Below are 25,352 nucleotides of genomic sequence, written 5' to 3' on the forward strand. Positions count from 1 at the left end.
ACATATATATAGCCCGAATCAGATCCCACAGCTTATAGAATATTTATCAGTTTGTGCGTTTGCAGGCTAAGTCTCCATTTAGGATGTCGCATCACGCAATCCACCGTTTCTGCGGTGTTATTACAAGAACAAGGCTGAAGGAAAAAATGTTCGGCGGGAAGTTGTTCATAAACGTCAATATTTTGTCCTTCGTAAACAACTTTAACTTCATCCATCCGGTTTAAAGCTAAATTGACACCCTGCTTGGGAGAGCAGGTCACCCAATCGATAGCAACGGGCAAGGGTTTCGTACCATTGGTTTCGATACATACATACTTGCCTGCACGGTGCAAAAGGTCTATAAAAGCATCGTCAATCCACAAAGAAGGCTCTCCTCCGGTAAGAATCACCATGACAGCCGGATACTTCCCTATTTCATTGACAATATCTTCGTCTGTCATCATTTCACCCTCTTCGTGTCGGGTATCACAGAAGTCACATTTCAGATTACAGCCCGAGAAACGTATAAAAACAGCAGGGGTACCCGTATGATACCCCTCTCCCTGTAAACTATAAAAAATTTCGTTAATCTTTCTCATAAATCACCGTATTTGCTTCCGATTCCTGCACTTCGACCTTATAACATTGAGGTATTTGCTTGCATACCCAACGGGCAATATTTTCTGCCGTGGGATTAAAAGGAAGTACCTCATTCAGATTCCTGTGATCCAGTTTCTCCTTAACGGCCTGCTTAATCTGGGTGAAATCCACTACCATTCCATCTGCATTGAGCCGCTCAGAACGGCAGTAGACAGTGATAATCCAGTTGTGACCATGAAGACTGGCGCATTTGCTCCGGTACGGAAGAATCAGCTTATGTGCAGCCGATATCTCCATTCTTTTGATTACTGTAAACATTGTTGTAGATATTATTAATGGTTACTGCACCTAATGTCACCTCGGTGCGGGCACAAAGATAATACAAAAGATAGTTTTCATTCAGCGAGAAAAGTTATTTTTCCTATTTTTGCCGAATGAAAACTATCTGTATTATATTAGGTACCATTTCGCTGGGGCTCGGCATTCTTGGCATTTTTCTGCCATTATTGCCCACTACCCCGTTTCTGCTACTCACTGCCGCCCTCTATTTCAAGGGATCTCCCCGGTTATACCAGTGGCTTCTGAATCACAAATACTTTGGTACTTATATACGCAACTTTCGGGAAAATAAAGCGATCCCGTTACGCGCCAAAATCATCTCACTGCTGCTCATGTGGGGCACAATGCTTTATTGCATTTTCTTCCTGATCCCGTTGGTCTGGGTCAAGATACTCCTCTTCCTGATAGCCGCAGGCGTAACTTATCATATACTTTCTTTTAAAACATTGAAAAAGTGAGATAAGCCTGCACGGGCATCTTCCAAACGGTCTTCCCAGTGCTTCACAGAATTCTGTCCAATCACATCCGAAACATACTTAACCGAAATAAAAGGAATTTCTTTGGCTCTGCATACAAAAGCCTGCGCATAAGCCTCCATATCAACCACATCTCCCTCAATATCCGTCAGCTCAGTCAGGAAGCTATCACCGGTATTGCAGGTTGCCGATTCGGTCCAGTGTTGGCAAAAGCCCTTGGCAGCAAGCAATTCCGACGAATCAATACGGTATTCCATTCCCAATCCGGTCATCTTATGCATATCCCGATCGACAAAATGACGGCAGACAAAAACGTCCCCTACCTGATGATTAATAGTTCCGGCTGTTCCCTGATTGATCACAATATCGGGCTTCACTTGCTGGATAGCCTCGGACAAATGAAAAGCCGATTTCACTTTTCCAATACCGGTCCGCACATAATATACCTCCACGTCGGGCCACTTGATTTCTGTAAATTCGCCTTGTACGGCATAAGTCACCAATATCTTTAACATGATTACTTTTTTTGAATTTCATACATTTATATCGCTGCAAAAGTAATCAATTAAAGCCAAATTGACCAGATATTATCTTTAATTGGTCAGAATCTACATATACCCGGCTCCTTTTCATCCTATCTTTGCCCGAAACTTAAAGCACAAATATCATGATTCAAAACTCTATCTCCGACAATCGTATCGTCTGGCTCGACGTCATCCGCTGTGTTGCAATGATAATGGTCATAGGCGTTCATTGTATCGACCCTTTTTACATTTCTCCCACAATGCGGGCTATTCCGGAATACACGCATTGGGCAGCGATCTATGGTTCACTGCTCCGTCCGTCGGTACCTCTGTTTGTTATGATGACGGGACTGCTTCTGCTCCCCGTAAAAAAACAACCACTGGGTAAATTCTACAAAAAGCGCATTTACCGTGTTTTGTTCCCTTTTCTTATATGGTCGGTGTTGTATAGCATGTTTCCTTGGGTTACAGGCGTACTCGGACTACCGAAAGAGATCATCGGTGACTTCTTTTGCTATACACAAGGGCAGGAATCACAAAGCCTGATAGACTCTCTTAAAGATGTGGCAATGATTCCATTCAACTTCAGCCATAAAGAGAACCACATGTGGTATATCTATCTACTTATCGGTCTGTATCTCTACATGCCATTCTTCTCGGCATGGATAGAAAATGCCGACCGAAAGACCAAACGAGCTTTTCTCCTGATATGGATTATCTCACTCTTCATCCCTTATTTGAAAGAGTATGTTGCCAATTGTTTGTTCGAAAGAAGCGGATATGTATTCGGCACGGACACGTGGAATGAATTCGGGCTCTTCTATTACTTTGCCGGATTCAACGGCTATTTATTACTGGGGCATTATGTCAAAAAAGGAAATGACTGGAGCCTTATGAAAACATTCATACTCTGCATACTCATGTTTGCCGTCGGATATTATATCACTTATACAGGGTTCAGCACCACAGCGTCAAATCCCAATGCGACGGAAACGGAGATGGAACTCTTCTTTACCTTCTGCAGCCCCAATGTGCTACTAATGACTTTGGCTACCTTCTTACTATTACAAAAGGTTGTCATCACCAACTCTACTGTCATTAAAGTATTGGCCAATATGACCCAGTGTGGTTTCGGCATCTATATGGTACACTATTTTGTCGTAGGTCCCTTCTTCCTTTTAATAGGACCTTCGTCATTGCCCATCCCTTTGCAGGTTCCACTGATGGCTATCTGCATATTCCTTTGCAGTTGGGCATTTACTGCACTAATTTATAAGCTGATGCCACAAAAAGCCGTTTGGTTTATGGGATAAAGAACAAGCATTTACGGGTGAATGGAAAGATATTCGGACTCCTTCCATCCACCCGTAAATCCATAATATGAAGAAAGCTACAAAAAAGTACCGGGGCCCAATATATCACCCATATAGCTCACATTGCGAGTACGCAGCAATGTCCCATTCGGACTATAGAACAGTTGATACTGGATGTCTACATTTTGCTGTCCCACCTTAATGACAATAATCGGTTGCCATTTCGGAAATTCTACGTAAGTGACGTCCTCTACCTGCCAGCCGGAATAGGGTCCGGAAGCATACGCATTATATACCGTGGCAGAAAGTTCATCGGTATCTCCCCACTCTGTCTGCGTCATCTGCCATTGTCCCTGTGCATTGAACCAGACATTCTTTTCATAACCATTCATCATAAAATCGGCACAATAGTAACCACCGTCCTGCGACCAGGCGATTCCATCAGCCTTGGGATACATTTTTTTCAGGGCTGTCTGCACTTTGGCAGGTGCATTATCCGCAAAAACCGACACAGCCACTACCAACAAAGCCATCAACAAGCTGAATCTCAATTTTATCATAGCTAAAGCATTTTAATCGGGTGAATACTTTTCGCTAACTAACAGTTTGCAGGGATGGTTTGTTTCGAAAAAACGGCCGACACCCATTCGAACCGGCTCAAATACTCTTTTAAAGAGAAGAAGTAATACTCTCAATCGTATCTTTCACGCGTTTCACTGTCGTCACGTTCCGCTCATACTCACTGATGTGGACAGTTCCTCCCATGGATACCGCCTCATTCTTATACTCCATTCCGCTCTTAATGCTTTCACGAGCCGAGAAATGGAATTCCTGAATACCGGTCTCTTTTGCAATCCGGCAGATATTCTTTTCGTTCACCCCACAACCTGCAAGGAGAGTAATTCTGCCGTTCGCCCTTTCACGGAGTTCCTTCAACAAAGGTATTCCAAGTTCCGCCGTTGCCTGTTGCCCCGAAGTCAGGATACGGTCGCATCCCAGATCAATTATCTGTTCCAAAGCTTCAGACGCATCACGGCAGACATCAAATGCCCGATGGAAAGTGACAGATAAGCCTTTTGAGGCCTCCATCAATTGTTTCATCACCGGTACGTCTATCCCGCCATTTGTAGTCAGGCAGCCAAACACCACCCCGTCGGCTCCAAGTTGACGAGCCATTTCTATATCCTTCAGCATGGTCTTTACCTCGACAGGAGAATAAAGAAAATCGCCGCCGCGCGGACGTATGATGACATGCAGCCGGGTGGTCGTCAGTACCTCACGTGCCATTGCTATCTCGCCATACGACGGAGTAGTTCCGCCTTCGGGGATACCGGCACAAAGTTCCACACGGTTTGCTCCACCTTCCTGTGCAGCAATGCAACTCTCTACAGAGTTGGTACAAACCTCAAATAAGTAATTCTTCATATTTTATCCATATTAAAAACAACTGTTGAACGGAGAATTAAAAAAGGGCGAATTGCTTCGCCCTTATCCTAAACATTTTCTTTTTCAATCTTTACTTTGCAAAGCTCACCGCACGTGTTTCGCGGATAACGGTTATCTTCACCTGTCCCGGGTAGGTCATCTCATCCTGAATCTTCTTCGCAATTTCACCCGACAGATTCTCCGTCTGCTTATCGTCTATCTTATCCGCTCCGACAATGACGCGAAGTTCACGTCCTGCCTGAATGGCATAAGTCTTGGTCACACCCGGATAAGACATAGCCAATTGTTCCAGATCGTTCAGACGCTTGATATAAGCTTCAACAATTTCACGGCGTGCACCCGGACGTGCTCCTGAAATAGCATCACACACCTGTACGATAGGTGCAAGCAGACTGGTCATTTCTATTTCATCATGGTGAGCACCGATAGCGTTGCAAATATCCGGTTTTTCCTTAAACTTCTCAGCAAGCTTCATACCTAACAAAGCATGTGGCAATTCCGGTTCTTCATCGGGCACCTTACCAATATCGTGCAGCAATCCGGCACGTTTTGCCTTTTTCGGATTCAGTCCCAGTTCGGATGCCATCACAGCACAAAGATTAGCCGTTTCGCGAGCATGTTGCAACAGGTTCTGTCCGTAAGACGAACGATATTTCATTTTACCGATGATACGAATCAACTCCGGATGTAATCCGTGTATACCAAGGTCGATAGTGGTGCGTTTACCTGTCTCGATAATCTCTTCTTCCACTTGCTTACGCACTTTGGCAACCACCTCTTCGATGCGTGCCGGGTGGATACGTCCGTCAGTAACCAACTGGTGCAATGCCAGACGGGCTATTTCACGGCGAACAGGGTCGAACGCAGAAAGAACGATAGCCTCGGGGGTATCGTCTACTACGATTTCAACACCGGTAGCAGCTTCGAGAGCACGGATATTGCGGCCTTCGCGTCCGATGATGCGTCCCTTGATTTCGTCCGATTCAATGTGGAATACAGTTACTGAGTTTTCAATAGCTGTTTCTGTAGCCACACGCTGTATAGACTGTATCACGATGCGTTTAGCCTCTTTACTTGCGGTCAACTTGGCATCATCCATGATATCATTGATATAAGACTGTGCCTGGGTTTTCGCTTCTTCTTTCAGTGACTCTACCAGACGTTCTTTGGCTTCGTCGGCCGACAAACCGGAAAGTGCTTCCAGCTTCTCAATCTCCTGATGCTGGAGTTTGTCCAGTTCTTCTTTCTTCTTGTCTACAATACCCAATTGAGCTTCCAGATTTTCTCTGACCGCATCAGCCTCGGCTCTTTTACGCTGAATCTCTTCCTGGCGCTGGCTAAGCACCATTTCACGTTGCTTCAACTTATTTTCGGCCTGTTGGATCTTTTGGTTACGTAGAGCTACCTCTTTCTCCAAATCTGCTTTCTTATTGAGAAACTTCTCTTTCACTTCCAGCAGTTTGTTTTTCTTAATCACTTCCGCTTCTGTCTCTGCTTCTTTCAGGACATTATCATATTTGGCCTTTAGTCCGTATTTAAACAATACGTACGATAAGATTCCTCCTACGATGAAGCATGCAATGGATGCTACTATTGTTACTAACATTGTAATTTAATTTAAATATAAATAAAAACGCACTGCCAAATACCCGAGAGCTTCCTCTTTCGGGCATCTTTAGCAGTGCGTGGATTTTCTTTATAAAAATGGAAACAGTTATTCCTCGTTCCTGAAATACTCTTCCAGCATTTCCGTAAGTTCTTCTATCTTGGCCGTATACGGTTGGGTATCATTACGTTGCAGCAACTGTAGTTTCTCCAGTGAAAACTGATATGCCACCATAGCTATAATCTTCTCCGGAGCCACGTTCCTGTAGTGCTCCCGATACGCATTGAGCCTGATATTTACCTGCTTTGCCGCTTCTCTTACGGTCTCTTCCTCATCACGGTTAATGGTGAGAGGATAATAAGAATCCGCTATTTGCAGGTTTATTTTTATTTTATCGTTCATACATCCTTTTTTATGTTATTCATTCAACAAAGCGATGCATTTATCGACTTCACGCACTAATTTGGACAATCGCAGCTTCGTCTCTTTTACGTCGCTGCCGTTAAGGCTGATTGTCGTAGCTGTTTTTAGGTCTGTGTAGCTTGATTCTAACGCTTTGTATTCAGCTCTCGCCTTTTCGAGTTCGGACTTCTCATCTTCGAGAAGTTGCTTTAACTCAGCATTTTCGCGCTTTAATTCATCGTGCAGATAGATTAAATGCCGCAGCCTTGCTTCAAAGGTACTTAATAGCTTCTTTTCTTCTTCTGTCATCACTACACCAAAATTGTACACAAAAATACGATTAACTCTGATATTACAAAAACTTTTCGGCGGAAAATAGTCATTTATAGTGAAAATAGTTATCCGGGGGACTTCCTTTACCTCCCCCGACTCCTAATTATATAAAAGCCCGCTACAAGCACAATTATCCAAAATCGACAACCGATTTGTTATAAATATGCAATAAGAGTGCAAAAAACCGGATACATTTTCATCTTTTTGTGGCTTTTTGTTATTAATTTAATAGAATTTATATCAGATAGACTACGATTTCGAACTTTTATTCCTACATTTGCGGGCAAATGATAACCTTTATTAAAACGCATAATCATGGCTAAAATAACCAAAGAAGCCGCATTGCTCTATCATTCACAGGGCAAACCCGGTAAAATTGAGGTGGTACCTACCAAACCCTACAGTACACAAACCGACTTATCTCTCGCTTACTCTCCCGGCGTGGCAGAACCATGCCTCGAAATAGAAAAGAACCCACAAGATGCTTATAAATATACAGCCAAAGGCAATCTGGTAGCTGTTATCTCAAACGGTACAGCTGTTCTGGGATTGGGTGATATCGGCGCTCTTAGCGGCAAACCGGTAATGGAAGGTAAAGGTTTGCTTTTCAAAATCTATGCAGGAATCGATGTATTCGATATCGAAGTCAATGAAAAAGACCCCGACAAATTTATCGAAGCCGTCAAAGCCATCGCCCCTACTTTCGGGGGTATCAACCTGGAAGATATCAAAGCACCCGAATGTTTTGAAATAGAACGCCGCCTGAAAGAGGAACTCGACATTCCCGTAATGCATGACGACCAGCACGGAACGGCCATCATCTCCAGTGCGGGATTGGTCAATGCCTTGCAAGTAGCCGGTAAAAAGATTGAAGATGTAAAAATCGTAGTTAACGGTGCAGGTGCTTCGGCCGTATCGTGTACGAAGCTTTATGTATCATTGGGCGCACGCCTTGAAAACATTGTCATGCTCGATAGCAAAGGTGTTATCAGCAAGGCACGCACCGACCTGAACGAACAGAAGCGTTATTTCGCAACCGACCGTACCGATATTCACACACTGGCCGAAGCCATCAAAGATGCCGACGTATTCTTAGGACTCTCCAAAGGAAACACTTTGTCGCAGGATATGGTGCGCAGCATGGCTCCGATGCCTATCGTCTTTGCCCTGGCAAACCCGACCCCGGAAATCTCTTACGAAGACGCCATGGCAGCCCGTCCGGACGTATTGATGGCAACCGGACGTTCGGATTATCCCAATCAGATTAATAATGTAATCGGTTTCCCGTATATCTTCCGCGGAGCTCTCGACACGCAAGCGAAAGCGATCAATGAAGAGATGAAAATTGCCGCTGTACACGCCATTGCCAATCTGGCCAAACAGCCCGTACCCGATGTAGTGAACGAAGCCTACCATGTGAACAACTTCACCTTCGGTCCGGAATATTTTATTCCGAAACCGGTAGATCCCCGCCTGATCACGGAAGTATCCATCGCCGTGGCCCGTGCCGCTATGGAGAGTGGTGTTGCCCGTAAGAATATAGAGAACTGGGATGATTATAAAACACATCTCCGCGAATTGATGGGACAGGAATCTCAGCTGACCCGCCAACTCTACGACACGGCCCGTCGCAATCCGCAACGTGTGGTATTTGCCGAAGGCGGACACCCCAACATGTTGAAAGCTGCTGTCGAAGCCAAATCGGAAGGAATCTGCCATCCTATTATATTAGGTAACGAAGAGCGCATCGAGAAACTGGCCAAAGAACTCGACCTGAGCCTGGACGGAATCGAAATCATCAACCTCCGCCACGACCGTGAAGCGGAACGCCGTGAGCGCTATGCACACATCCTCTCTCAGAAGCGTGCCCGCGAAGGTGCTACATACGAAGAGGCCAACGACAAGATGTTCGAGCGCAACTACTTCGGTATGATGATGGTTGAAACCGGAGACGCAGACGCTTTCATCACCGGACTGTACACCAAATACAGCAATACCATCAAAGTAGCGAAAGAAGTTATCGGCATCCGTCCGGAATACAAACATTTCGGAACCATGCACATCCTGAACTCCAAAAAGGGAACTTACTTCCTGGCTGACACTTTGATCAACCGTCATCCGGATACTTCCACTTTGATAGATATAGCCAAACTGGCCGATCAAACTGTCAGATTCTTCAATCATACTCCGGTGATCTCCATGCTGAGCTATTCCAACTTCGGTTCCGACCAGGCAGGAAGCCCGCTGAAGGTACACGAGGCAGTGGCCTATATGCAACAGGAATATCCCGAACTGGCAATTGACGGTGAAATGCAGGTGAACTTCGCCATGAACCGCGAGCTCCGTGACTCTAAGTACCCTTTCACCCGCCTCAACGGCAAGGATGTCAATACATTGGTATTCCCCAACCTGAGTTCTGCCAACGCAGGATATCAGCTGCTGCAAGCCATGGACCCGGATACCGAATTCATCGGCCCGATCCAGATGGGACTGAACAAACCTATCCACTTTACGGATATAGAAAGCTCGGTACGCGACATCGTAAACATCACAGCCGTGGCTGTGATCGACGCTATTGTAGAAAAGAAAAAAGCTAATAAATGAAACGGCCATTATCCAAATCACAAATAGTTTGTATCATTCTGCTTTGGGTGGCGCTTTGTTACATAGTATTGGTATACGCCGAACGTATTGACGGTCCTACCATACTTATGCTTATCATTTCGGCAGCATTAGTGTTTATTCCCGTCTATAAATCACTTAAAAAGAATAAATAATATCTTTTTATTCCTTTTTTGCGGCATAAAATATCAATTTTGATGTTTTATGCCGTTTTTCTTTATAAAATGCTTGCTAGTTCGATTTTTATGTTTACTTTTGCAACGTCATCAACAGAGACGATAGAATTTAAAAACAATCATATTAAAAAGAAAAAAGAATTATGAATGCAGCTAAGGTATTAGAAGATTTGAAGAGAAGGTTCCCCAACGAACCGGAGTATCATCAGGCAGTAGAAGAAGTTCTTTCTACCATTGAAGAAGAATACAACAAACATCCTGAATTCGACAAGGCCAATCTGATTGAACGTCTTTGCATTCCAGACAGAGTATACCAGTTCCGTGTAACTTGGGTAGACGATAAAGGCAACGTGCAGACCAACATGGGTTACCGTGTTCAGCACAACAACGCCATCGGCCCGTACAAAGGAGGTATCCGCTTCCATGCTTCTGTAAACCTTGGTATTCTGAAATTCCTTGCTTTCGAACAAACATTTAAAAACTCGCTGACCACATTGCCTATGGGTGGCGGTAAAGGTGGATCGGACTTCTCTCCACGCGGAAAGTCAAATGCCGAAGTAATGCGTTTCACTCAAGCCTTCATGCTCGAACTGTGGCGCCACATCGGTCCTGAAACCGACGTACCGGCCGGTGACATCGGTGTAGGTGGCCGCGAAGTAGGCTTCATGTTCGGTATGTACAAGAAGTTATCTCACGAATTTACCGGAACATTCACCGGCAAGGGACGCGAATTCGGCGGTTCACTGATCCGTCCGGAAGCTACAGGTTACGGTAACATCTACTTCCTGATGGAAATGCTGAAGACCAAAGAAACCGATCTGAAAGGTAAAGTATGCCTGATCTCCGGTTCGGGTAACGTGGCTCAGTACACTGCCGAAAAAGTATTGGAACTCGGTGGTAAAGTAGTTACCATGTCCGACTCCGATGGTTACATCTACGATCCGGACGGAATCGACCGCGCCAAACTGGATTACATCATGGAGTTGAAGAACCTCTATCGTGGACGTATCCGCGAATATGCCGAAACTTATGGTTGTAAATATGTTGAAGGAGCCCGCCCCTGGGGTGAAAAGGGTGATATCGCACTGCCTTCAGCCACTCAGAACGAACTTAACGGAGACGATGCACGCAAGTTGGTTGCCAACGGGGTGATAGCCGTATCGGAAGGTGCTAACATGCCTTCTACACCTGAAGCCATCAAAGTGTTCCAGGATGCTAAGATCCTGTACGCTCCGGGTAAAGCAGCCAATGCAGGCGGTGTATCTGTGTCAGGATTGGAAATGACTCAAAACTCTATCAAACTGAGCTGGAGTTCGGAAGAGGTGGACGAAAAACTGAAGAGCATCATGAAGAACATTCACGAAGCTTGCGTACAGTACGGTACCGAACCGGACGGATACGTAAACTATGTGAAGGGTGCTAACGTTGCCGGATTCATGAAAGTAGCCAAAGCAATGATGGCACAAGGAATCGTATAATCAGCAAAGAATCCAATAATGTCATAGTAAAAGAAAGCCCGTTTCTCCTAAAAGGAGGACGGGCTTTCATTTTAAACAATCCACACTACTTCTTTACAATAACCTCCGGTTCGAAACTCTCCCTATCGAACAGCTTTCACACATATGTCCCCCCCTTTCATACCTCCGCAACCAATCAGGCAGAGCCATCCGGCGTTGCGAGTACAACTATCCCTCATCTGGTTGCAACCATACGAAAATCCGAATAGAAAACGGCTTGACAGGCATTACCAACTATATTGAAGAGCCAGTAGTGCTTTTTTAATTCCCTTCACGCGTCCACCATTTTACCGACCTCCGTCCGGTACTCCCAACGGCACCGGAATATGTCTCCCCATTCAGTTCCTGCCGATATTCCGCCAACCGTTCAGTCACAAAAAATAATATTAACAGGCGGTTCAAACAGATGCCTTATCAGTTTGCTATAAAAGAAGTTGCCGGCATCACAAAAATAAAAACAATCGTTTCAATCTTTCATAAAACTAAAAAGAGGTCTCTTTTTTTAATCTATTAAAAATTTGCTTGTTTGTTTTAAACCATTTACTTTTGGAATTTTAAAAACCAAAGCCTTATTTTTGAAAAAATCACAATCAGCCTTATATTCTACTAAATGATTTTAAATAACGAGTCTAATAAGAAGAAGAAATTTGAGCAGTTTTTCATTATGACTTATCCCAAAGTCAAAGCGTTTGCATGGAAATTGTTGAAGTCAGAAGAAGATGCAGAAGATATAGCCCAGGATATATTCGCAAAACTATGGACTAATCCTGAGATTTGGGAAAATCAGGAAACTTGGAACAGCTACATATATACTATGGTCCGCAACCATATCTATAACTTTCTAAAACATAAATCAATCCGGCAGACCTATCAGGAGCAATGCACAAAAGAGGAGCCGGCTATATCCGAAACTGACATTCACGATCAACTTTATGCCAAGGAAAGTGAACTTCTGATAAAACTTACGATTGCCAATATGCCCGAACAGAGGAGGAAAATCTTCCGAATGAGCCGGACACAGGAAAAAAGTAATCAGGAAATCGCCGACGAGCTGAATATTTCGATCCGCACTGTAGAGCGCCACATCTATTTGGCACTAATCGATTTAAAAAAAGTACTCCTCACCCTATTTTTTTTCTATCTCGGTTGAGTAATCAGTCACACCTAATTGTCTTATCTATATAAAGGCTATAAAAATGAAGAATTATATTCAGAGAATCATCCGTTTGTTTGCCACCTCCGACCCCGACCCAAAGCTCACCGGAGAGATCCACCGATGGCTGCTCGATCAGGAGCATGCCGGGGAAAAGGAGACGGCACTGCACGATTTATGGAACGAAACGGAAGGAAAGGTGGACAAAACTACCTGGGATTCTCTTGCATCGGTATATACCAAAGTCGGAGCCAACTCCGGGGACAGACATCAGCCACGTATCCGTTTCGCACATTATGCGGCTGCCATAGCGTTGCTGATCGTATCAGTTTCGGTCACTTTTCAAATGACCAAACAGCACTTTGCCGAAGCTCCCCTTATTGAAAACATAACACCGGACGGACGACTGAGCAGCCTTCGTCTTCCGGACGGCAGCATAGTACAAACCAACTCGGGCAGTATCTTGCTCTACCCCGAAAAGTTTAAAGGTGAAACCCGCACAGTTTACCTAATCGGTGAGGCCAACTTCAAAGTAAAGAAAAACTCCGGTCAGCCATTCATTGTCAGATCGGGTACCATGTCGGTGACAGCCTTGGGCACTGAGTTCAATGTCGCTGCTTATCCGGAAGAGAACGAAATGATTGCAACTTTGATCCATGGAAAAATAAAAGTGGAATGCGACAATGGGAAAGAGAGTTATATCGTCACTCCCGGACAACAGGTCACTTATCGTAAAAGTACGGGAGAAAGCCGGCTCGCCGAAGCAAACATCGAAGACGTAACAGCCTGGCAAAAAGGAATGTACGTATTCAGAGGCGTCACCATGTCAGAAATCCTGAACGAGCTGGAAAGACGCTATGCAGTCACCTTCCAGTATAACGCCAATTTATTTAATGATGATAAATTCAACTTCCGTTTTCGTGAAAAATCCACTTTGGAAGATATCCTGAACATTATGCAAGAAGTTGTGGGAGGATTCAGTCATGAACTGAAGGGAAATATATGTTATATAAAACCGGAGACAAAAAAATAAAATGATTTAATATATTGATTTGTTTAACCTTAAAAACAATTGTTTAGTATGTAAAAAAGTATCCGGAAAGAGGCGGCCACCTGATTCCGGATATGAAATCTGAATTCTTTGCGTTAAAGCTTATGCTTTACTTTTTGGGAAATAAATATTATGATTTAACACTAAAATTCGTTCAAATCTATGAATTTTTATCGATTAAAGTCTATTTTTTTTATAATTTTTAGCTGTTTTATTCTACAAACGGCTGCCTTTGCTCAAAACAACGTAAAAATAACAATCAAGAAAAAGAATATCACGTTGCAGGAAGCATTGCGGGAGGTTGAGAAACAATCTGATTATCTGATCGCTTTCAACGAATCCAAACTTGAGAAAACCAAGCGCGTTAACCTGAATATTAATGCTGAATCTCTGGATAAGACACTGGCTTCTATCCTGTCCGGAACGGGGCTTTCCTACAAAATCAAAGACAAATATATCATGATTATTCCGCAATCAAAAGTGGAAGTCGAAAGCAAAAAACTGTCGGGGATAGTGAAAGATGACAAAGGAGATCCCTTGATCGGAGTCAACGTCTCCTTCAAAGGCAGCCCCACAGGAACCGTCACCGGTCTTGACGGACGATTTTCCATTCTGGCTGCCAAAGGAAATATCATTGAATTCTCCTACGTAGGCTATACCACCCAATATATTACAGTGGGCGATGCTTCTTCGCTAACTGTCGTATTGGAAGAAGACGCCAAGGCACTGGACGAAGTAGTTGTTACCGCACTGGGTATCAAACGTGCGGAAAAGGCATTGAGTTATAGTGTTCAGCAGGTAAAATCGGATGCTATCAACGATGTGAAAGATGCCAACTTCGTGAACGGATTGACCGGGAAAGTTGCAGGTGTATCCATCAACCGGAGTTCCTCGGGCATCGGCGGGGCGACCCGTGTTGTCATGCGCGGAGCCAAGTCTATCGTAGGAAACAATAATGTGCTCTACGTGGTGGACGGTATGCCTATCGGCAACCCTTCAAAAGGCGAAATCAACAATGACTATAGCACTCCGGGAGGAGGTGAAGGTATTTCCGACTTCAACCCGGAGGACATCGAAAGTCTATCGATACTGACAGGTCCGGCCGCCGCAGCCCTGTATGGTTCATCGGCAGCCAACGGTGTTATCCTGATTAACACCAAGAAAGGGCAGGAAGGCAAACTGAAAATCTCGATCTCCAACAATACGGAGTTTATGACCCCGTATGTAATGCCGGAATTTCAAAATCGATACGGTAATGCAAAAGGATCATACAAGAGTTGGGGTGAGATGCTGCAACAGCCTTCAACGTTCCGCCCGAAAGACTTCTTCAAGACAGGAGCCAATATCATGAATGCCGCCAATTTTTCAGTAGGAAACAAAAATAATCAAACGTTCGTATCGGTGGCAACAACAAACTCCACCGGCATCATTCCCAACAACGAATACTATCGTTACAACTTCACATTACGCAACACCGCGAGTATGCTGAATGACAAACTCCATCTCGACCTGGGAGCCAGTTATGTTCTGCAGGGAGACCAGAATATGCTGTCGGCAGGGCGTTACTTTAATCCGCTGGTACCTCTGTATCTCTTTCCGCGGGGTGAAGATTTCGAAGCAGTCAAAGTGTACGAGCGCTATGACACCAACCGAAAATTCCCCATACAGGAATGGTCTTATGGCGATCAGGGCCTGAATCTGGAAAACCCGTACTGGATTGTGAACCGCGAAATGTTTGTTTCCAAAAAGAAACGTTACATGTTTTATGCCAACGTAAAATACGATATTCTCAGTTGGCTGAACATAGCAGGACGTATACGTGTGGATAACACCAACACTACTTCCGAGCGCAAATTACACGCTTCGACAATCAAGCTGCATGCCCAATCGGACAAAGGAGCCTACAACCGGAGCATGGAAGAATATCAGCAGACCTATGCGGATATTATGCTGAATGTGAACAAGAATTTCGGTAACTTCAACCTGACGGCAAATGCCGGATTCAGTTATGAAGATCACCTGACCACCGGCATGGGCATCGGAGGAAAACTGTTTACCGTCCCCAACCTGTTCTCTGCCTATAACTTCGATCCGGCTTCCGGACCCGGTTCGCAATCGCACACCCATACACGTAACAATTCGGTCTTTGTAAGCACCGAGCTGGGATATAAAAGCATGCTTTACCTCACACTTACCGGACGACAGGAATGGGCTTCCCAGTTAGTCAACTCTGACCAGCCCACCTATTTCTATCCTTCTGTCGGAGTGTCGGGCGTAATCTCTGAGATGATAAGTCTGCCTAAATTTATTTCATTCTGGAAGATGAGAGCTTCCTTCGCCGAAGTAGGAGGACCGATCAACTATACCGGATTGACTCCCGGAACTGTCACCGATCCCATGAAAGGCGGAGTCATCAATCCGATATCTGTCTATCCTTTCCCGAACTTCAAAGCAGAACAAACCAAATCGTATGAGTTGGGAACTAACCTGAGACTTTTCAACAACAAAATCAATATCGATGCCACGGTGTACCTGACAGATACCTACAACCAGACCTTCCTTTCCAGCATGTCTCCTGCTTCGGGATACTCGGGCTTCTATGTACAGGCGGGTAAAGTGCGCAACAAAGGTATCGAACTGTCATTAGGCTATAACGACCGGTTCGGAAAAGTGGGATATGCCACCAATCTGACTTATACAGCCAACCGAAATAAAATCATGAAGATGGTGCATGACTATAAGAACCCTTCGGACGGTTCGCTGTTCAGCATCACTGAACTGACCCTGCAAGATAAGGGAGGAGTTTACCTGCGGGAAAAGGACGCCATCGGAGACGTATATGTAAAAGGCATCCTTGCCAGGGGCAAAGACGGTAAACTGATCGAAGAAGAAGGAGGATATAAAGTAGACCGCTCACAACGCATCAAGATAGGATCGGTCAATCCGGACTTCTCGATCGGCTGGAGACACAATGTCACCTGGAACAACATTACTCTGGACCTGCTGTTCAACGGACGTTTCGGGGGTATTGTCACTTCTTCCACCCAAGCATTCCTTGACGACTACGGTGTATCGAAAGACACTTATAAAGCGCGTCAGAACGGTGGTGTATGGGTGAACGGAACCCAATACGACGCGGAAAAATATTATACGACCATCGGCGGCGAACAACTGATGGCATATTATGCATACAAAGCAACCAATATTCGTCTTCAAGAAGCCAGCCTGAGCTATACCCTACCGGGCAAATGGTTCGGAAATGTGATCAACCGGCTGACAGTTTCCGCCATCGGGCGCAATTTGTGGATGATCTATAATAAAGCCCCATTCGATCCGGAAATGACCTCTTCGACAGGTACCTATAACCGGGGAGATGTCTTTATGCCACCCAGTTTGCGTAGTGTGGGATTTAGCGTGAAGATTGAATTATAACCTTTAAAAAATGCAACACTATGAAATTAAATAAAGTAAAGAATATGTGGAGAACTCTATCGGTCATAGCCCTCTTGGGTTCAACACTATGCACCTCGTGTATATCCGAAGATATCAACCGGAACCCGTTGCTTCCGACGAAAGAAGATGAAAAGATGGACGGAGTTATTTACGGAGCCTACCTGCCCAATCTTGAAAAAAGTGTAATCCCCATCGGCACCGCTTCAGAAAGTACAGAACCGGTAAACCGCTATCAGATCGGAGTAAATCTGGCCGGTGACGCCTGGGCGGGATACATGTCTCCCCGAGACAACAAATTCAACGGCAGCAAGAATTTCACCAACTATTTCATGTACGAAAACTGGGTGAACTATGTGTATTCTTTTATGGTGACGGATGTATATTCGCCATGGATGCAGATAAAACGCATCTCGCAGGATGAAGGGACAAGAAATGACGAGATTTATGCCTTGGCCCAGATCATCAAGATCGCGGCACTGCACCGCACTACGGATATGTTCGGCCCGATTCCCTACTCACAAGTGGGCAAAGGTTCTTTTAAAGTGGCATACGACTCTCAGGAAAGCGTATACCGCTCTTTTCTGAAAGAACTGGAAGAGGCTGTCCAAACCCTGGACGATTACTCGAATAAGAGCAAAGAAGTATTGCCTGCCTTCGACATTGTTTATAACGGCGATGTCAATAAATGGATGCGCTTTGCCAATTCGCTGATGCTCCGCCTGGCCATCCGTGTCCGTTTTGCCGATGCGGGACTCGCCAAAGAATATGCGGAGAAAGCCGTGAAGCATCCCGCAGGCCTGATCAACAGTAAAGAACTGGCAGCCCAGATGGGTAAAGGAGCCGGCCTGCAGATGAAGAATCCGCTGAAAGTGATCAACGAAGAATACAATGACACCCGTATGGGGGCCACCATCTATTCTTACCTGGCAGGATACAATGACGCCCGCGCTGCCGTATACTTTGTCAAAAACAATGGTTTCAAAGCCGTACGTTGCGGGATCGCCAAGTCCGGAGACGCCTATAACGGATTCACACGCCCGAACGTGCATGAAGACGACCCTCTCTATTGGATGAAAGCATCCGAAGTATGCTTCTTGAAAGCCGAAGGGGCACTGGCCGGATTCGATATGGGCGGCAGTGCCGGCGACTTCTACAACGCAGGCATCCGCATGTCGTTCAGTGAGAATGGACTGGACAATTCGTCGGCCGAAACCTATCTGAAAGACTCCACCCGCAAACCGGCCAACTACACCGATACCTCCAACGGCGAGTTGAGCGCCAATGCTCCGAGCAGCATCACCATCCGTTGGGAAAACGGAGCTACGGAAGAAGAAAAGCTGGAACGTATCATCACTCAAAAATATCTCGCCATCTTCCCCAACGGTCAAGAGGCATGGACCGAGTGGAGACGTACCGGATATCCCCGCCAAATAGTCGTTGCCGAAAATAAAACGAACTCCGCAGTATTGATCGGAAACGGATACGACCTGGGAGGCGTAAGGAGACTGCCCTATCCCCGCACCGAATATGAACAAAACGGCGAAAACCTCCACAACGCCATCAGCCAGTATTTGGGAGGAGTAGACAATGCTGCCACCAAAGTATGGTGGGACAAAAAAAGCAAATAATAATGAACCTGAAAATTAAAGAAACATGAATATGAGAAATACCATTTTTACATTTATCGGAGTAGCATTGTTGGTAGGCTTCGTCGCATGCGATGACTGGACCTCACCGGAGAAACTCGATGTAGAAAACGAAGCAGTGGGTGACCTTTACTCCAAACGCGACTCCATCAAGTGGGCCGAAGAAGAAAAAAGGCATAAAGAGAACGAAGCTGCCTACGAAAAATACCTGGAGAACCTGAGAGCTTACAAAAGCACCAAGCACCCCATTATGTTCGGGTGGTTCAATGCCTGGCAACCGGACGGAGCGGGAAAATATCCCCGCCTGTCTCTTTTGCCGGACAGCATGGATGTTGTTTCGATATGGGGAAACTGGCACTCTCTGAGCGAAGAAAAAATCAAAGAGTTGCGGAGCGTACAGGCCAAAGGAACCAAAGTCATTATCGGCTGGATTATAGAAGATATAGGCGACCAGATAAAATGGGGACGCGACCAATGGCCCGCCGATGATACTCAAGCCATCAAAGAGTATGCGCAAGCCATCGTAGACACAATCAACAAATACGGCTACGACGGATTCGATTATGACTATGAGCCGTCATACGCATCACCGTTCAAGCCGGGCAACCATTGCGGCAATTTGACTTCTTGCTCACGCGATTATAATAAAGAGAAAGAAATCTTGTTTATGAAGACCATGCGCGAGCTGCTGGGCCCGGACAAACTGTTTCATCTGAACGGCTCTATCCACTGGCTGGACCCGCGTGCGGCACAGTATTTCGACCGTTTTGTCGTTCAATCTTACAACGGATCGGCTTCCAGTTTTGAGAGATGGACCAATGATATCCAAAACCGGTTGAATATCAAACCCGAACAGCTCGTATTTACGGAAAGCTTTCAGAACAAGCCCGGTGCACGAAGCAGATTCCCGGGTACATACGCCGGTTACGTGGCTTCCAAACAAGGCAATGTGGGAGGAATCGGAGTCTTTCATATTAATGAAGACGCATTTGAAGACGAAGCCTATGTTAACATCAGAAAGGCCATCTCTATCATGAATCCTCCCGTAAAATAATTAACCTAAAAACAGTTTGAAACATGAAATGTAACGTATCTTACAAATATCTGTTTATTGCGATCGGCATACTTTGCCCGCTCTTTTCCGCCTGTGACTATGCCGACGGAGAAGGTTCAGGCTCGGAAAACGCAGTATACATGGAAACACCCGATAATAAAGGCATCGTCAACTTCACTTTAGAGCCCGATGGCGGAATAACCTATCTGACACCCCGGCTGGCCAATATCAGCCAAAGCCCGGTGACTATACAAGTGGGTTATGACAAAGAGGCCTTGGATAAATACAACAAGGACAACGGGGCCTCGTATGAACCCCTTCCCCCCTCCGCTTTTAAACTGGCAGATGCAGAGGGAAACGAGCTATCCGCCTCCGAAGGCATACGGGTACCCGCCGGTGACTTTTCAGCAAAAATAATGGTGAAAGTAGGACAACTGAATTCCAAGGATTTCCCCGACAGTAAGAAATACGCCATTCCCCTGAGCATCACGGGTGCTTCCAACTATTCGCTGATTCCCTCACAACGCAGCGCGATCTTGCTCCTGAATCGTTCCATCCTTTCGTCGGTAGCCAAAGTCAGCGGTGGAGAAGGCATCCGGATAAAACCTGTCGGAATGCACACAAAGGCCGAATGGACCATTCAAATGAGCGCCATCTATTCCAGCCTGACCCGAAGCAACCTGACCACAGCCTATCTAAGCAACGGAACAGGAGGAGCATTCTATACCCGCATTTCATCTACTGCCGGCATACAAGTGAAAAACGGACGCGACGGGGACGACACATGGACTCAAATGCCTCTGCAAGCGGGTAAATGGCTGCATATCACCTATGTGCACAAGGATAAGAAAACGACAGTCTATGTCAACGGAAAGGTCCAGAAGGTCTTTGAGAACAGTGCCATCACCTTTGGCGAGAACAGCATGATCGTAGTCGGAAACTCCGGTTACCGTAACGACTATCTTCGCGAGATACGTTTATGGGACAAGGCGCTGACAGAGTCGGAAATCAACGATTACTTATACCTCCCGATGGACCCTGCAACCCCGCATCTCATTTCGTATCTGCCACTGAGCAAAGAGATGGAGACCAAAGACCTGAAAGCCCCCGCCGGTACGGAGAATGTAACCACGAAAGCCCGCATTGAATATGTGGAAAACGTTAAATTCCCGGCAGATGAATTAGTAATTGTAAATCAAGAATAAAAGGAATTCAAAATGAAAAGAAGAATAAAATCCGCCCAAAGCATTTTATGGGTTCTATTACTCATTTTGTCAGCATCGTGCAGTAAAGACGAAATACAGATCGTAGATCAGGATACAAGTTGGCAAATGGACAATAAGTATATCGAAGAAGATATCCGTGAGCAACTCGGCATCGATCCGTTCACAGATCTGGTGTACCTGGGATATTACGGCAATCCTTATACACAGTTGGAGGCAATCAACGACCTGGTAAATACCACACTGGTGGGAAAGAACGAACTTTCGTTCAAAGTAAAAGTGACGAAGCCTTACAAAGAAGATATCAAAGTCAATCTTATGAAAGAAGACAAACTGGTAACCGATTTTCCAGAGATGGCGGAGGGAATACCTCTTTTTCCGAGCGAAAACTGCACCTTTGAAGGCGGTGTGCTGAAAGCCGGCGAACTGGAAACAACGGTGAAACTGACCCTCAAGGATGTTGAGAAGTTAAACAACCTATCGGGTTATGTGATGGCCATAAAGCTGACGATGGAAGGATCGCATGAACATTTGGCCATCGCCCGAACCCGCTCGTCATACTTTGTGAAACTAAATCTTTCTATACGCCTGGACAATATCGATTCAAGCAATAAAAAGATCGAAGGAAAAGGATTCAACAAAGAAATCAGTTTTAAATCGGACATACGCCCGGATAAATTAGGTTCGCTAAACGATGGCAACTTCACAGCCAACAACTGGTATACCTCCAACGCGAACAATTATCTGACGATAATTCTACCGGAAAAACAATCGCTCAAAGGGTTCAGGCTGGACACCAACACCTCTCCAAGCGGCTCGTATATGCTCAAATCCTGTAGAGTGATGGTTGAAACACCGGATGGGAATTGGGTGAACCATGGAGTATTCGACCGCAAGAGTATGGATGGAATTGCTTATATAAGCTTTAAAAAACCGGTGGAATGTACTAAAGTGCGTTTCGAGAATATGATGGCCTTCAATGGCAGATTTTCCGTTGATGTAAATGAAGTCACAGCTTTCCGGTAAAGCAAGATTTCATTACTTTTTATTCACGCCGTGAAGGGGCGGGACTGTTATTTCATAAGTCCCGCCCCTTCCTTAAAACCATGTGACAGCACATTCAAAGCTACAATACAACTGTATTATATTTCTTTTTAAATAGGTATATTTATTTGATTTTTTGACATATAATCTCTACTTTATTGTTACTATTTGGATACTGTAATGCACTTTAAAACTCAGCATAAACGTCTGTGTTTTAAAACAATAAACATAATATTTATATTTTTTATTATGAAGCAATATGATGCCCCCATAGATAGGGACTGATTTTATAGCTTAGTATATATGAACAATATGTATATTCTTGTAAAGATTCCAAGCTTCATTTCTTATGGGAATCTACAAACAGCAACTATGATAATAGGTACTCCATTGAGTATAGCTGAAAGCTACGTTCACAAGAACATGGGCGAGATTTTGCAACAAACCATGTCTATTACTCAAATTAGGATTAAACCAACTGATAAGAATAAATTGTTTTTAAATATCAATCATATCAATGTAAGTGACTGGTTTAAGGAACAATTGAATAAGCTAAATCAGTCTGTACGAATGAAACAAAGGCAAAAGATAGTTAGGGTACAAAGCTCTAATGATTCTATTTTGTTAGATTTCAGTAAAAAAGTCAAGTTCAATGCTGCATTGAATTTGGCTTTTTGTATTTTTGCATAAAATAGAATGTTACACAAATGAATTTACTGGGAACTAATAGTTATAAGATTATACATGGGGATGCCATTGAAGCATTGAAAAATGAAATAGAAGATAATTCTGTAGATTTGATTTTTGCAGATCCTCCATACAATATAGGCAAGAACTTTGCTGGTTGTATAGATAAATGGGAGACTGATGATAAATATTTATCATGGTGTTATCAATGGTTAGATTTATGTATTCGTAAATTGAAGCCATCAGGTGCTTTTTATGTAATGACCTCCACTCAGTTTATGCCTTTTTTTGATCTTTATCTTAGAGAAAAGTTAACGATCCTGTCACGTCTGATATGGTATTATGATAGTTCCGGAGTTCAAGCAAAAAATTATTTTGGTTCGATGTATGAACCTATACTTTTTTGTGTGAAAGATAAGAATAACTATACATTCAATTCTGAAGCTATTTTAGTAGAAGCTAAAACTGGTGCTAAAAGAGGTTTGATCGATTATAGGAAAAACCCACCTCAGCCATATAGTACTGAGAAAGTACCAGGTAATGTCTGGGAATTTGCTAGAGTACGATATCGGATGGATGAATATGAAAATCATCCAACACAGAAACCTGTTGCATTGTTAGAACGTATCATTAAAGCCAGTTCAAATGAAGGTGACTTAATATTAGATCCTTTCTCAGGAACATTCACTACAGCTTTTGTTGCAAAAACTTTAAACAGAAGGGCCATAGGTATAGAGCTACAAGAAGATTATGTAAAAATAGGATTGAGAAGGCTCGAATTAGCATCTGAATATAACGGGGAAGCCATCCAGAGAGAGTTAAAAACCTATCAAAGACAAGCTATAGATGGAGACAAACAAACAACATTAAATTTTATGTAATATATGGAGCACAATTTTACACCTGTAATAAAATCAGTTCTTAATAAATATTTTGGGGAGCATGGAGAAGATATATTTGAGAATAGTATGCTGATAAAATATATCAATCAGAAGACAAAATCAGCTAATAAAGGTTCTAAATCGCGAGGTAGTTTTGCAAATCTGTATGCTATTTATGTTATTGTTGAAGATTATATTCAACAAGGATTTGTTGATACCAACGGGTATTCCACATATGAGGGTGCGCAATATACGAATTTATTTCGTAGACAAAGAGAGTTACCATTTGGTAGTAAATTGCAGAATCATGCTTTAAATAATCGTACCAATGCAGAATTCCAAAAATTTTTTCCCACAGCTGATTTTGTTCCAATAATTAGAAACCTAACTAATAATAGATATTGGATTAATGAAAATCTACTTAAGATAAAAGTTCATGGCTCAATCGTTAATATATCCAATGCCGTAATAGAAATTATTGACGAATATGTAAAAGCAAAACAAGATTCTTTTCAACGTTTTATTGAACAATGCAAGATTCTTCAGGACATAGTTTCTACAGGTTCAGAACAAATTCATGATTTTGTATCTAGTTTACTAGCTCCTACTGCTGATGCTCGTCTTTTCGAAATTGTGAGCTATGCTATATTGAAGCATTATTATAAAGAGCAAAATATTATTTGGGGATATGATATGGAAAACCTAAATACTGAAACTCTGAAATTGTATAAAACAGGAAGAACAAATGCAAATGATGGTGGTATTGATTTTGTCATGAAGCCTTTAGGACGTTTCTTTCAGGTAACAGAAACTTTAGATTTTAAAAAATATTTTCTAGATATAGAGAAAATTGAAAAGTTTCCTATAACCTTTGTGATTAAGACACTTGAAGATAATGAATGTATTATATCGCAATTGAGGGCAAATGCCACTAAGACTTATGTTATAAAGTCTATTGTGGATAAGTATATGGAGTGTATTGAAGAAATAATAAATATCCATCGATTAAAAGAATGTTTTGCTGAAATTGAAAAGAATGGCTGCTTGAATGCAGTACTTGATGAAATTGTTATTCAGAGTAAAGTTGAATTTAATTACGATGACGAGGAAGAAGGCGAAGAGGATTAGTTTTCTATTCTCTATATTGCTTTTCTATTTATATATTCAAAGCGGACCAAACTTATGAGTACTGGTAAGCAAATAGATGCTGGGGAAAGAAAGAAATAATATCTCTTTCTTTTCGTCAACATTTATTTTAGTTAGTCTATAAATGAAGGTATTAAGTAAATTAATGGCATTATCATTATTCCACATTAATATACAAACAGGTGAAGCAGTACCCTTCTCCATGTTATGCCTCTGAACGCATTTCATATTCCTTACTATCTTTAGTGAAAATGGTCTGCCATTGATCCGGCCTGATCGTCCGGCTGAGATAGTTCTCCTTCGGGAACAGCCTCAGCTACTTCACGTTCGATAATCTCCTCGATCCGTTTTCTGTTTTTGCGCAACAGATCATAAATCTCATTTTCATCAAAGCTGTCCTCAAATATAATGGGATATTTTTCCACATCTTCGCTGTCACCAGCACAAACAAGAATACGCAGTTCGCTACAATGACCGTAAGATATTATGGCACTGTATTCTTTTAAAAGTTCAGCCAGTTTGGTGAGGAAATCAAGTTCTTTAGTTGTCAGTAGTCCGATCATAGTGTGTAATAGTATTGTTGTTATTTCAATAGCTGTAAAATAAGCGTAAAACAGTTGATTCTGCAAGCATATACGTATTCCTTATATTCTATTTTTAAGCAAAGTAATATTCATTTTA

Annotated in this window: 24 protein-coding genes; 15 read left to right on the forward strand and 9 right to left on the reverse strand. The window is 43.5% G+C overall.

Annotated elements, in window-relative coordinates; translation table 11 throughout:
* Nucleotides 1-32: 32 nt before the first annotated feature.
* Together BF9343_RS16395 and queD are read right to left on the reverse strand one after the other, a co-directional pair.
* Nucleotides 33-578, reverse strand: a complete 546-nt coding sequence (locus tag BF9343_RS16395) for a 7-carboxy-7-deazaguanine synthase QueE (RefSeq protein ID WP_005790407.1) — start codon at nucleotides 576-578, stop codon at nucleotides 33-35.
* Nucleotides 565-897, reverse strand: a complete 333-nt coding sequence (gene queD, locus BF9343_RS16400) for a 6-carboxytetrahydropterin synthase QueD (protein WP_005790409.1) — start codon at nucleotides 895-897, stop codon at nucleotides 565-567. Before queD ends, BF9343_RS16395 begins: the two co-directional genes overlap by 14 nt.
* 116 nt (nucleotides 898-1,013) lie before the next feature.
* Here queD and BF9343_RS16405 point away from each other — a divergent pair, with 116 nt between their 5' ends.
* Nucleotides 1,014-1,376: a YbaN family protein gene (locus tag BF9343_RS16405; protein ID WP_005790413.1), complete on the forward strand. Its 363-nt coding sequence runs from the start codon at nucleotides 1,014-1,016 to the stop codon at nucleotides 1,374-1,376.
* On the opposite strand, the gene BF9343_RS16410 is transcribed toward BF9343_RS16405, so the two are convergent.
* A complete protein-coding gene (locus tag BF9343_RS16410) occupies nucleotides 1,343-1,909 on the reverse strand; it encodes a 5'-methylthioadenosine/S-adenosylhomocysteine nucleosidase family protein (protein ID WP_010993397.1) in 567 nt (188 codons plus the stop codon). The genes BF9343_RS16405 and BF9343_RS16410 overlap by 34 nt on opposite strands.
* Nucleotides 1,910-2,061: 152 nt before the next feature.
* Between BF9343_RS16410 and BF9343_RS16415 the strand changes: the two genes are divergently transcribed.
* Nucleotides 2,062-3,231 (forward strand): acyltransferase, encoded by a 1,170-nt coding sequence (locus tag BF9343_RS16415; protein WP_009292690.1) that lies wholly within the window; start codon nucleotides 2,062-2,064, stop codon nucleotides 3,229-3,231.
* Nucleotides 3,232-3,308: 77 nt separating this feature from the next.
* Here BF9343_RS16415 and BF9343_RS16420 read toward each other — a convergent pair whose 3' ends face one another.
* From BF9343_RS16420 to BF9343_RS16440, 5 genes are all read right to left on the reverse strand, one after another.
* Complete coding sequence (locus BF9343_RS16420) at nucleotides 3,309-3,791, reverse strand: PepSY-like domain-containing protein (protein WP_009292689.1); 483 nt, start codon at nucleotides 3,789-3,791, stop codon at nucleotides 3,309-3,311.
* Nucleotides 3,792-3,900: 109 nt separating this feature from the next.
* Nucleotides 3,901-4,656, reverse strand: a complete 756-nt coding sequence (locus BF9343_RS16425) for a copper homeostasis protein CutC (protein WP_005797842.1) — start codon at nucleotides 4,654-4,656, stop codon at nucleotides 3,901-3,903.
* A 91-nt stretch (nucleotides 4,657-4,747) separates the two neighbouring features.
* Nucleotides 4,748-6,283, reverse strand: coding sequence for a ribonuclease Y (gene rny, locus BF9343_RS16430; protein ID WP_005790424.1), 1,536 nt, complete (start codon nucleotides 6,281-6,283; stop codon nucleotides 4,748-4,750).
* Between the two features lie 108 nt (nucleotides 6,284-6,391).
* Nucleotides 6,392-6,685, reverse strand: coding sequence for a cell division protein ZapA (locus tag BF9343_RS16435; protein ID WP_005790425.1), 294 nt, complete (start codon nucleotides 6,683-6,685; stop codon nucleotides 6,392-6,394).
* A gap of 15 nt (nucleotides 6,686-6,700) precedes the next feature.
* Entirely contained in the window at nucleotides 6,701-6,994 is a 294-nt protein-coding gene (locus BF9343_RS16440; protein ID WP_010993398.1) for a hypothetical protein, read from the reverse strand.
* A gap of 339 nt (nucleotides 6,995-7,333) precedes the next feature.
* Here BF9343_RS16440 and BF9343_RS16445 point away from each other — a divergent pair, with 339 nt between their 5' ends.
* From BF9343_RS16445 to BF9343_RS16500, 13 genes are all read left to right on the forward strand, one after another.
* Nucleotides 7,334-9,622: an NADP-dependent malic enzyme gene (locus BF9343_RS16445; protein ID WP_005790429.1), complete on the forward strand. Its 2,289-nt coding sequence runs from the start codon at nucleotides 7,334-7,336 to the stop codon at nucleotides 9,620-9,622.
* Nucleotides 9,619-9,795 (forward strand): hypothetical protein, encoded by a 177-nt coding sequence (locus BF9343_RS23050; protein ID WP_002562412.1) that lies wholly within the window; start codon nucleotides 9,619-9,621, stop codon nucleotides 9,793-9,795. Before BF9343_RS16445 ends, BF9343_RS23050 begins: the two co-directional genes overlap by 4 nt.
* 164 nt (nucleotides 9,796-9,959) lie before the next feature.
* A complete protein-coding gene (locus BF9343_RS16450) occupies nucleotides 9,960-11,294 on the forward strand; it encodes an NADP-specific glutamate dehydrogenase (protein ID WP_010993399.1) in 1,335 nt (444 codons plus the stop codon).
* A gap of 649 nt (nucleotides 11,295-11,943) precedes the next feature.
* Nucleotides 11,944-12,483 carry an RNA polymerase sigma-70 factor gene (locus BF9343_RS16455; RefSeq protein WP_005797853.1) on the forward strand — a complete coding sequence of 180 codons (540 nt, stop codon included), beginning with the start codon at nucleotides 11,944-11,946 and terminating at the stop codon, nucleotides 12,481-12,483.
* A gap of 46 nt (nucleotides 12,484-12,529) precedes the next feature.
* The gene (locus BF9343_RS16460) at nucleotides 12,530-13,519 is read left to right on the forward strand and encodes a FecR family protein (protein WP_005802446.1); all 990 of its coding nucleotides are present in this window, start codon (nucleotides 12,530-12,532) and stop codon (nucleotides 13,517-13,519) included.
* Between the two features lie 180 nt (nucleotides 13,520-13,699).
* Nucleotides 13,700-16,969, forward strand: coding sequence for a SusC/RagA family TonB-linked outer membrane protein (locus tag BF9343_RS16465; protein ID WP_010993400.1), 3,270 nt, complete (start codon nucleotides 13,700-13,702; stop codon nucleotides 16,967-16,969).
* Nucleotides 16,970-16,989: 20 nt separating this feature from the next.
* The gene (locus BF9343_RS16470; RefSeq protein ID WP_010993401.1) at nucleotides 16,990-18,618 is read left to right on the forward strand and encodes a RagB/SusD family nutrient uptake outer membrane protein; all 1,629 of its coding nucleotides are present in this window, start codon (nucleotides 16,990-16,992) and stop codon (nucleotides 18,616-18,618) included.
* Nucleotides 18,619-18,649: 31 nt separating this feature from the next.
* Nucleotides 18,650-19,690 (forward strand): endo-beta-N-acetylglucosaminidase family protein, encoded by a 1,041-nt coding sequence (locus BF9343_RS16475; protein ID WP_005790443.1) that lies wholly within the window; start codon nucleotides 18,650-18,652, stop codon nucleotides 19,688-19,690.
* A gap of 23 nt (nucleotides 19,691-19,713) precedes the next feature.
* A complete protein-coding gene (locus BF9343_RS16480; protein WP_010993402.1) occupies nucleotides 19,714-20,895 on the forward strand; it encodes a DUF1735 and LamG domain-containing protein in 1,182 nt (393 codons plus the stop codon).
* A 12-nt stretch (nucleotides 20,896-20,907) separates the two neighbouring features.
* Nucleotides 20,908-21,939 (forward strand): BT_3987 domain-containing protein, encoded by a 1,032-nt coding sequence (locus BF9343_RS16485; RefSeq protein ID WP_010993403.1) that lies wholly within the window; start codon nucleotides 20,908-20,910, stop codon nucleotides 21,937-21,939.
* Nucleotides 21,940-22,260: 321 nt separating this feature from the next.
* Entirely contained in the window at nucleotides 22,261-22,647 is a 387-nt protein-coding gene (locus tag BF9343_RS16490) for a hypothetical protein (RefSeq protein WP_010993404.1), read from the forward strand.
* Nucleotides 22,648-22,664: 17 nt separating this feature from the next.
* Nucleotides 22,665-23,525, forward strand: coding sequence for an adenine-specific DNA-methyltransferase (gene yhdJ, locus BF9343_RS16495; RefSeq protein WP_010993405.1), 861 nt, complete (start codon nucleotides 22,665-22,667; stop codon nucleotides 23,523-23,525).
* Between the two features lie 3 nt (nucleotides 23,526-23,528).
* A complete protein-coding gene (locus BF9343_RS16500; protein WP_010993406.1) occupies nucleotides 23,529-24,653 on the forward strand; it encodes a hypothetical protein in 1,125 nt (374 codons plus the stop codon).
* A gap of 260 nt (nucleotides 24,654-24,913) precedes the next feature.
* Here the strand turns inward: BF9343_RS16500 and BF9343_RS16510 are convergent, their stop codons facing one another.
* Nucleotides 24,914-25,234, reverse strand: a complete 321-nt coding sequence (locus BF9343_RS16510; RefSeq protein WP_005790449.1) for a hypothetical protein — start codon at nucleotides 25,232-25,234, stop codon at nucleotides 24,914-24,916.
* Between the last annotated feature and the right edge of the window lie 118 nt (nucleotides 25,235-25,352).

Source organism: Bacteroides fragilis NCTC 9343 (genome assembly GCF_000025985.1).
In the GTDB taxonomy this organism is placed as follows: domain Bacteria; phylum Bacteroidota; class Bacteroidia; order Bacteroidales; family Bacteroidaceae; genus Bacteroides; species Bacteroides fragilis.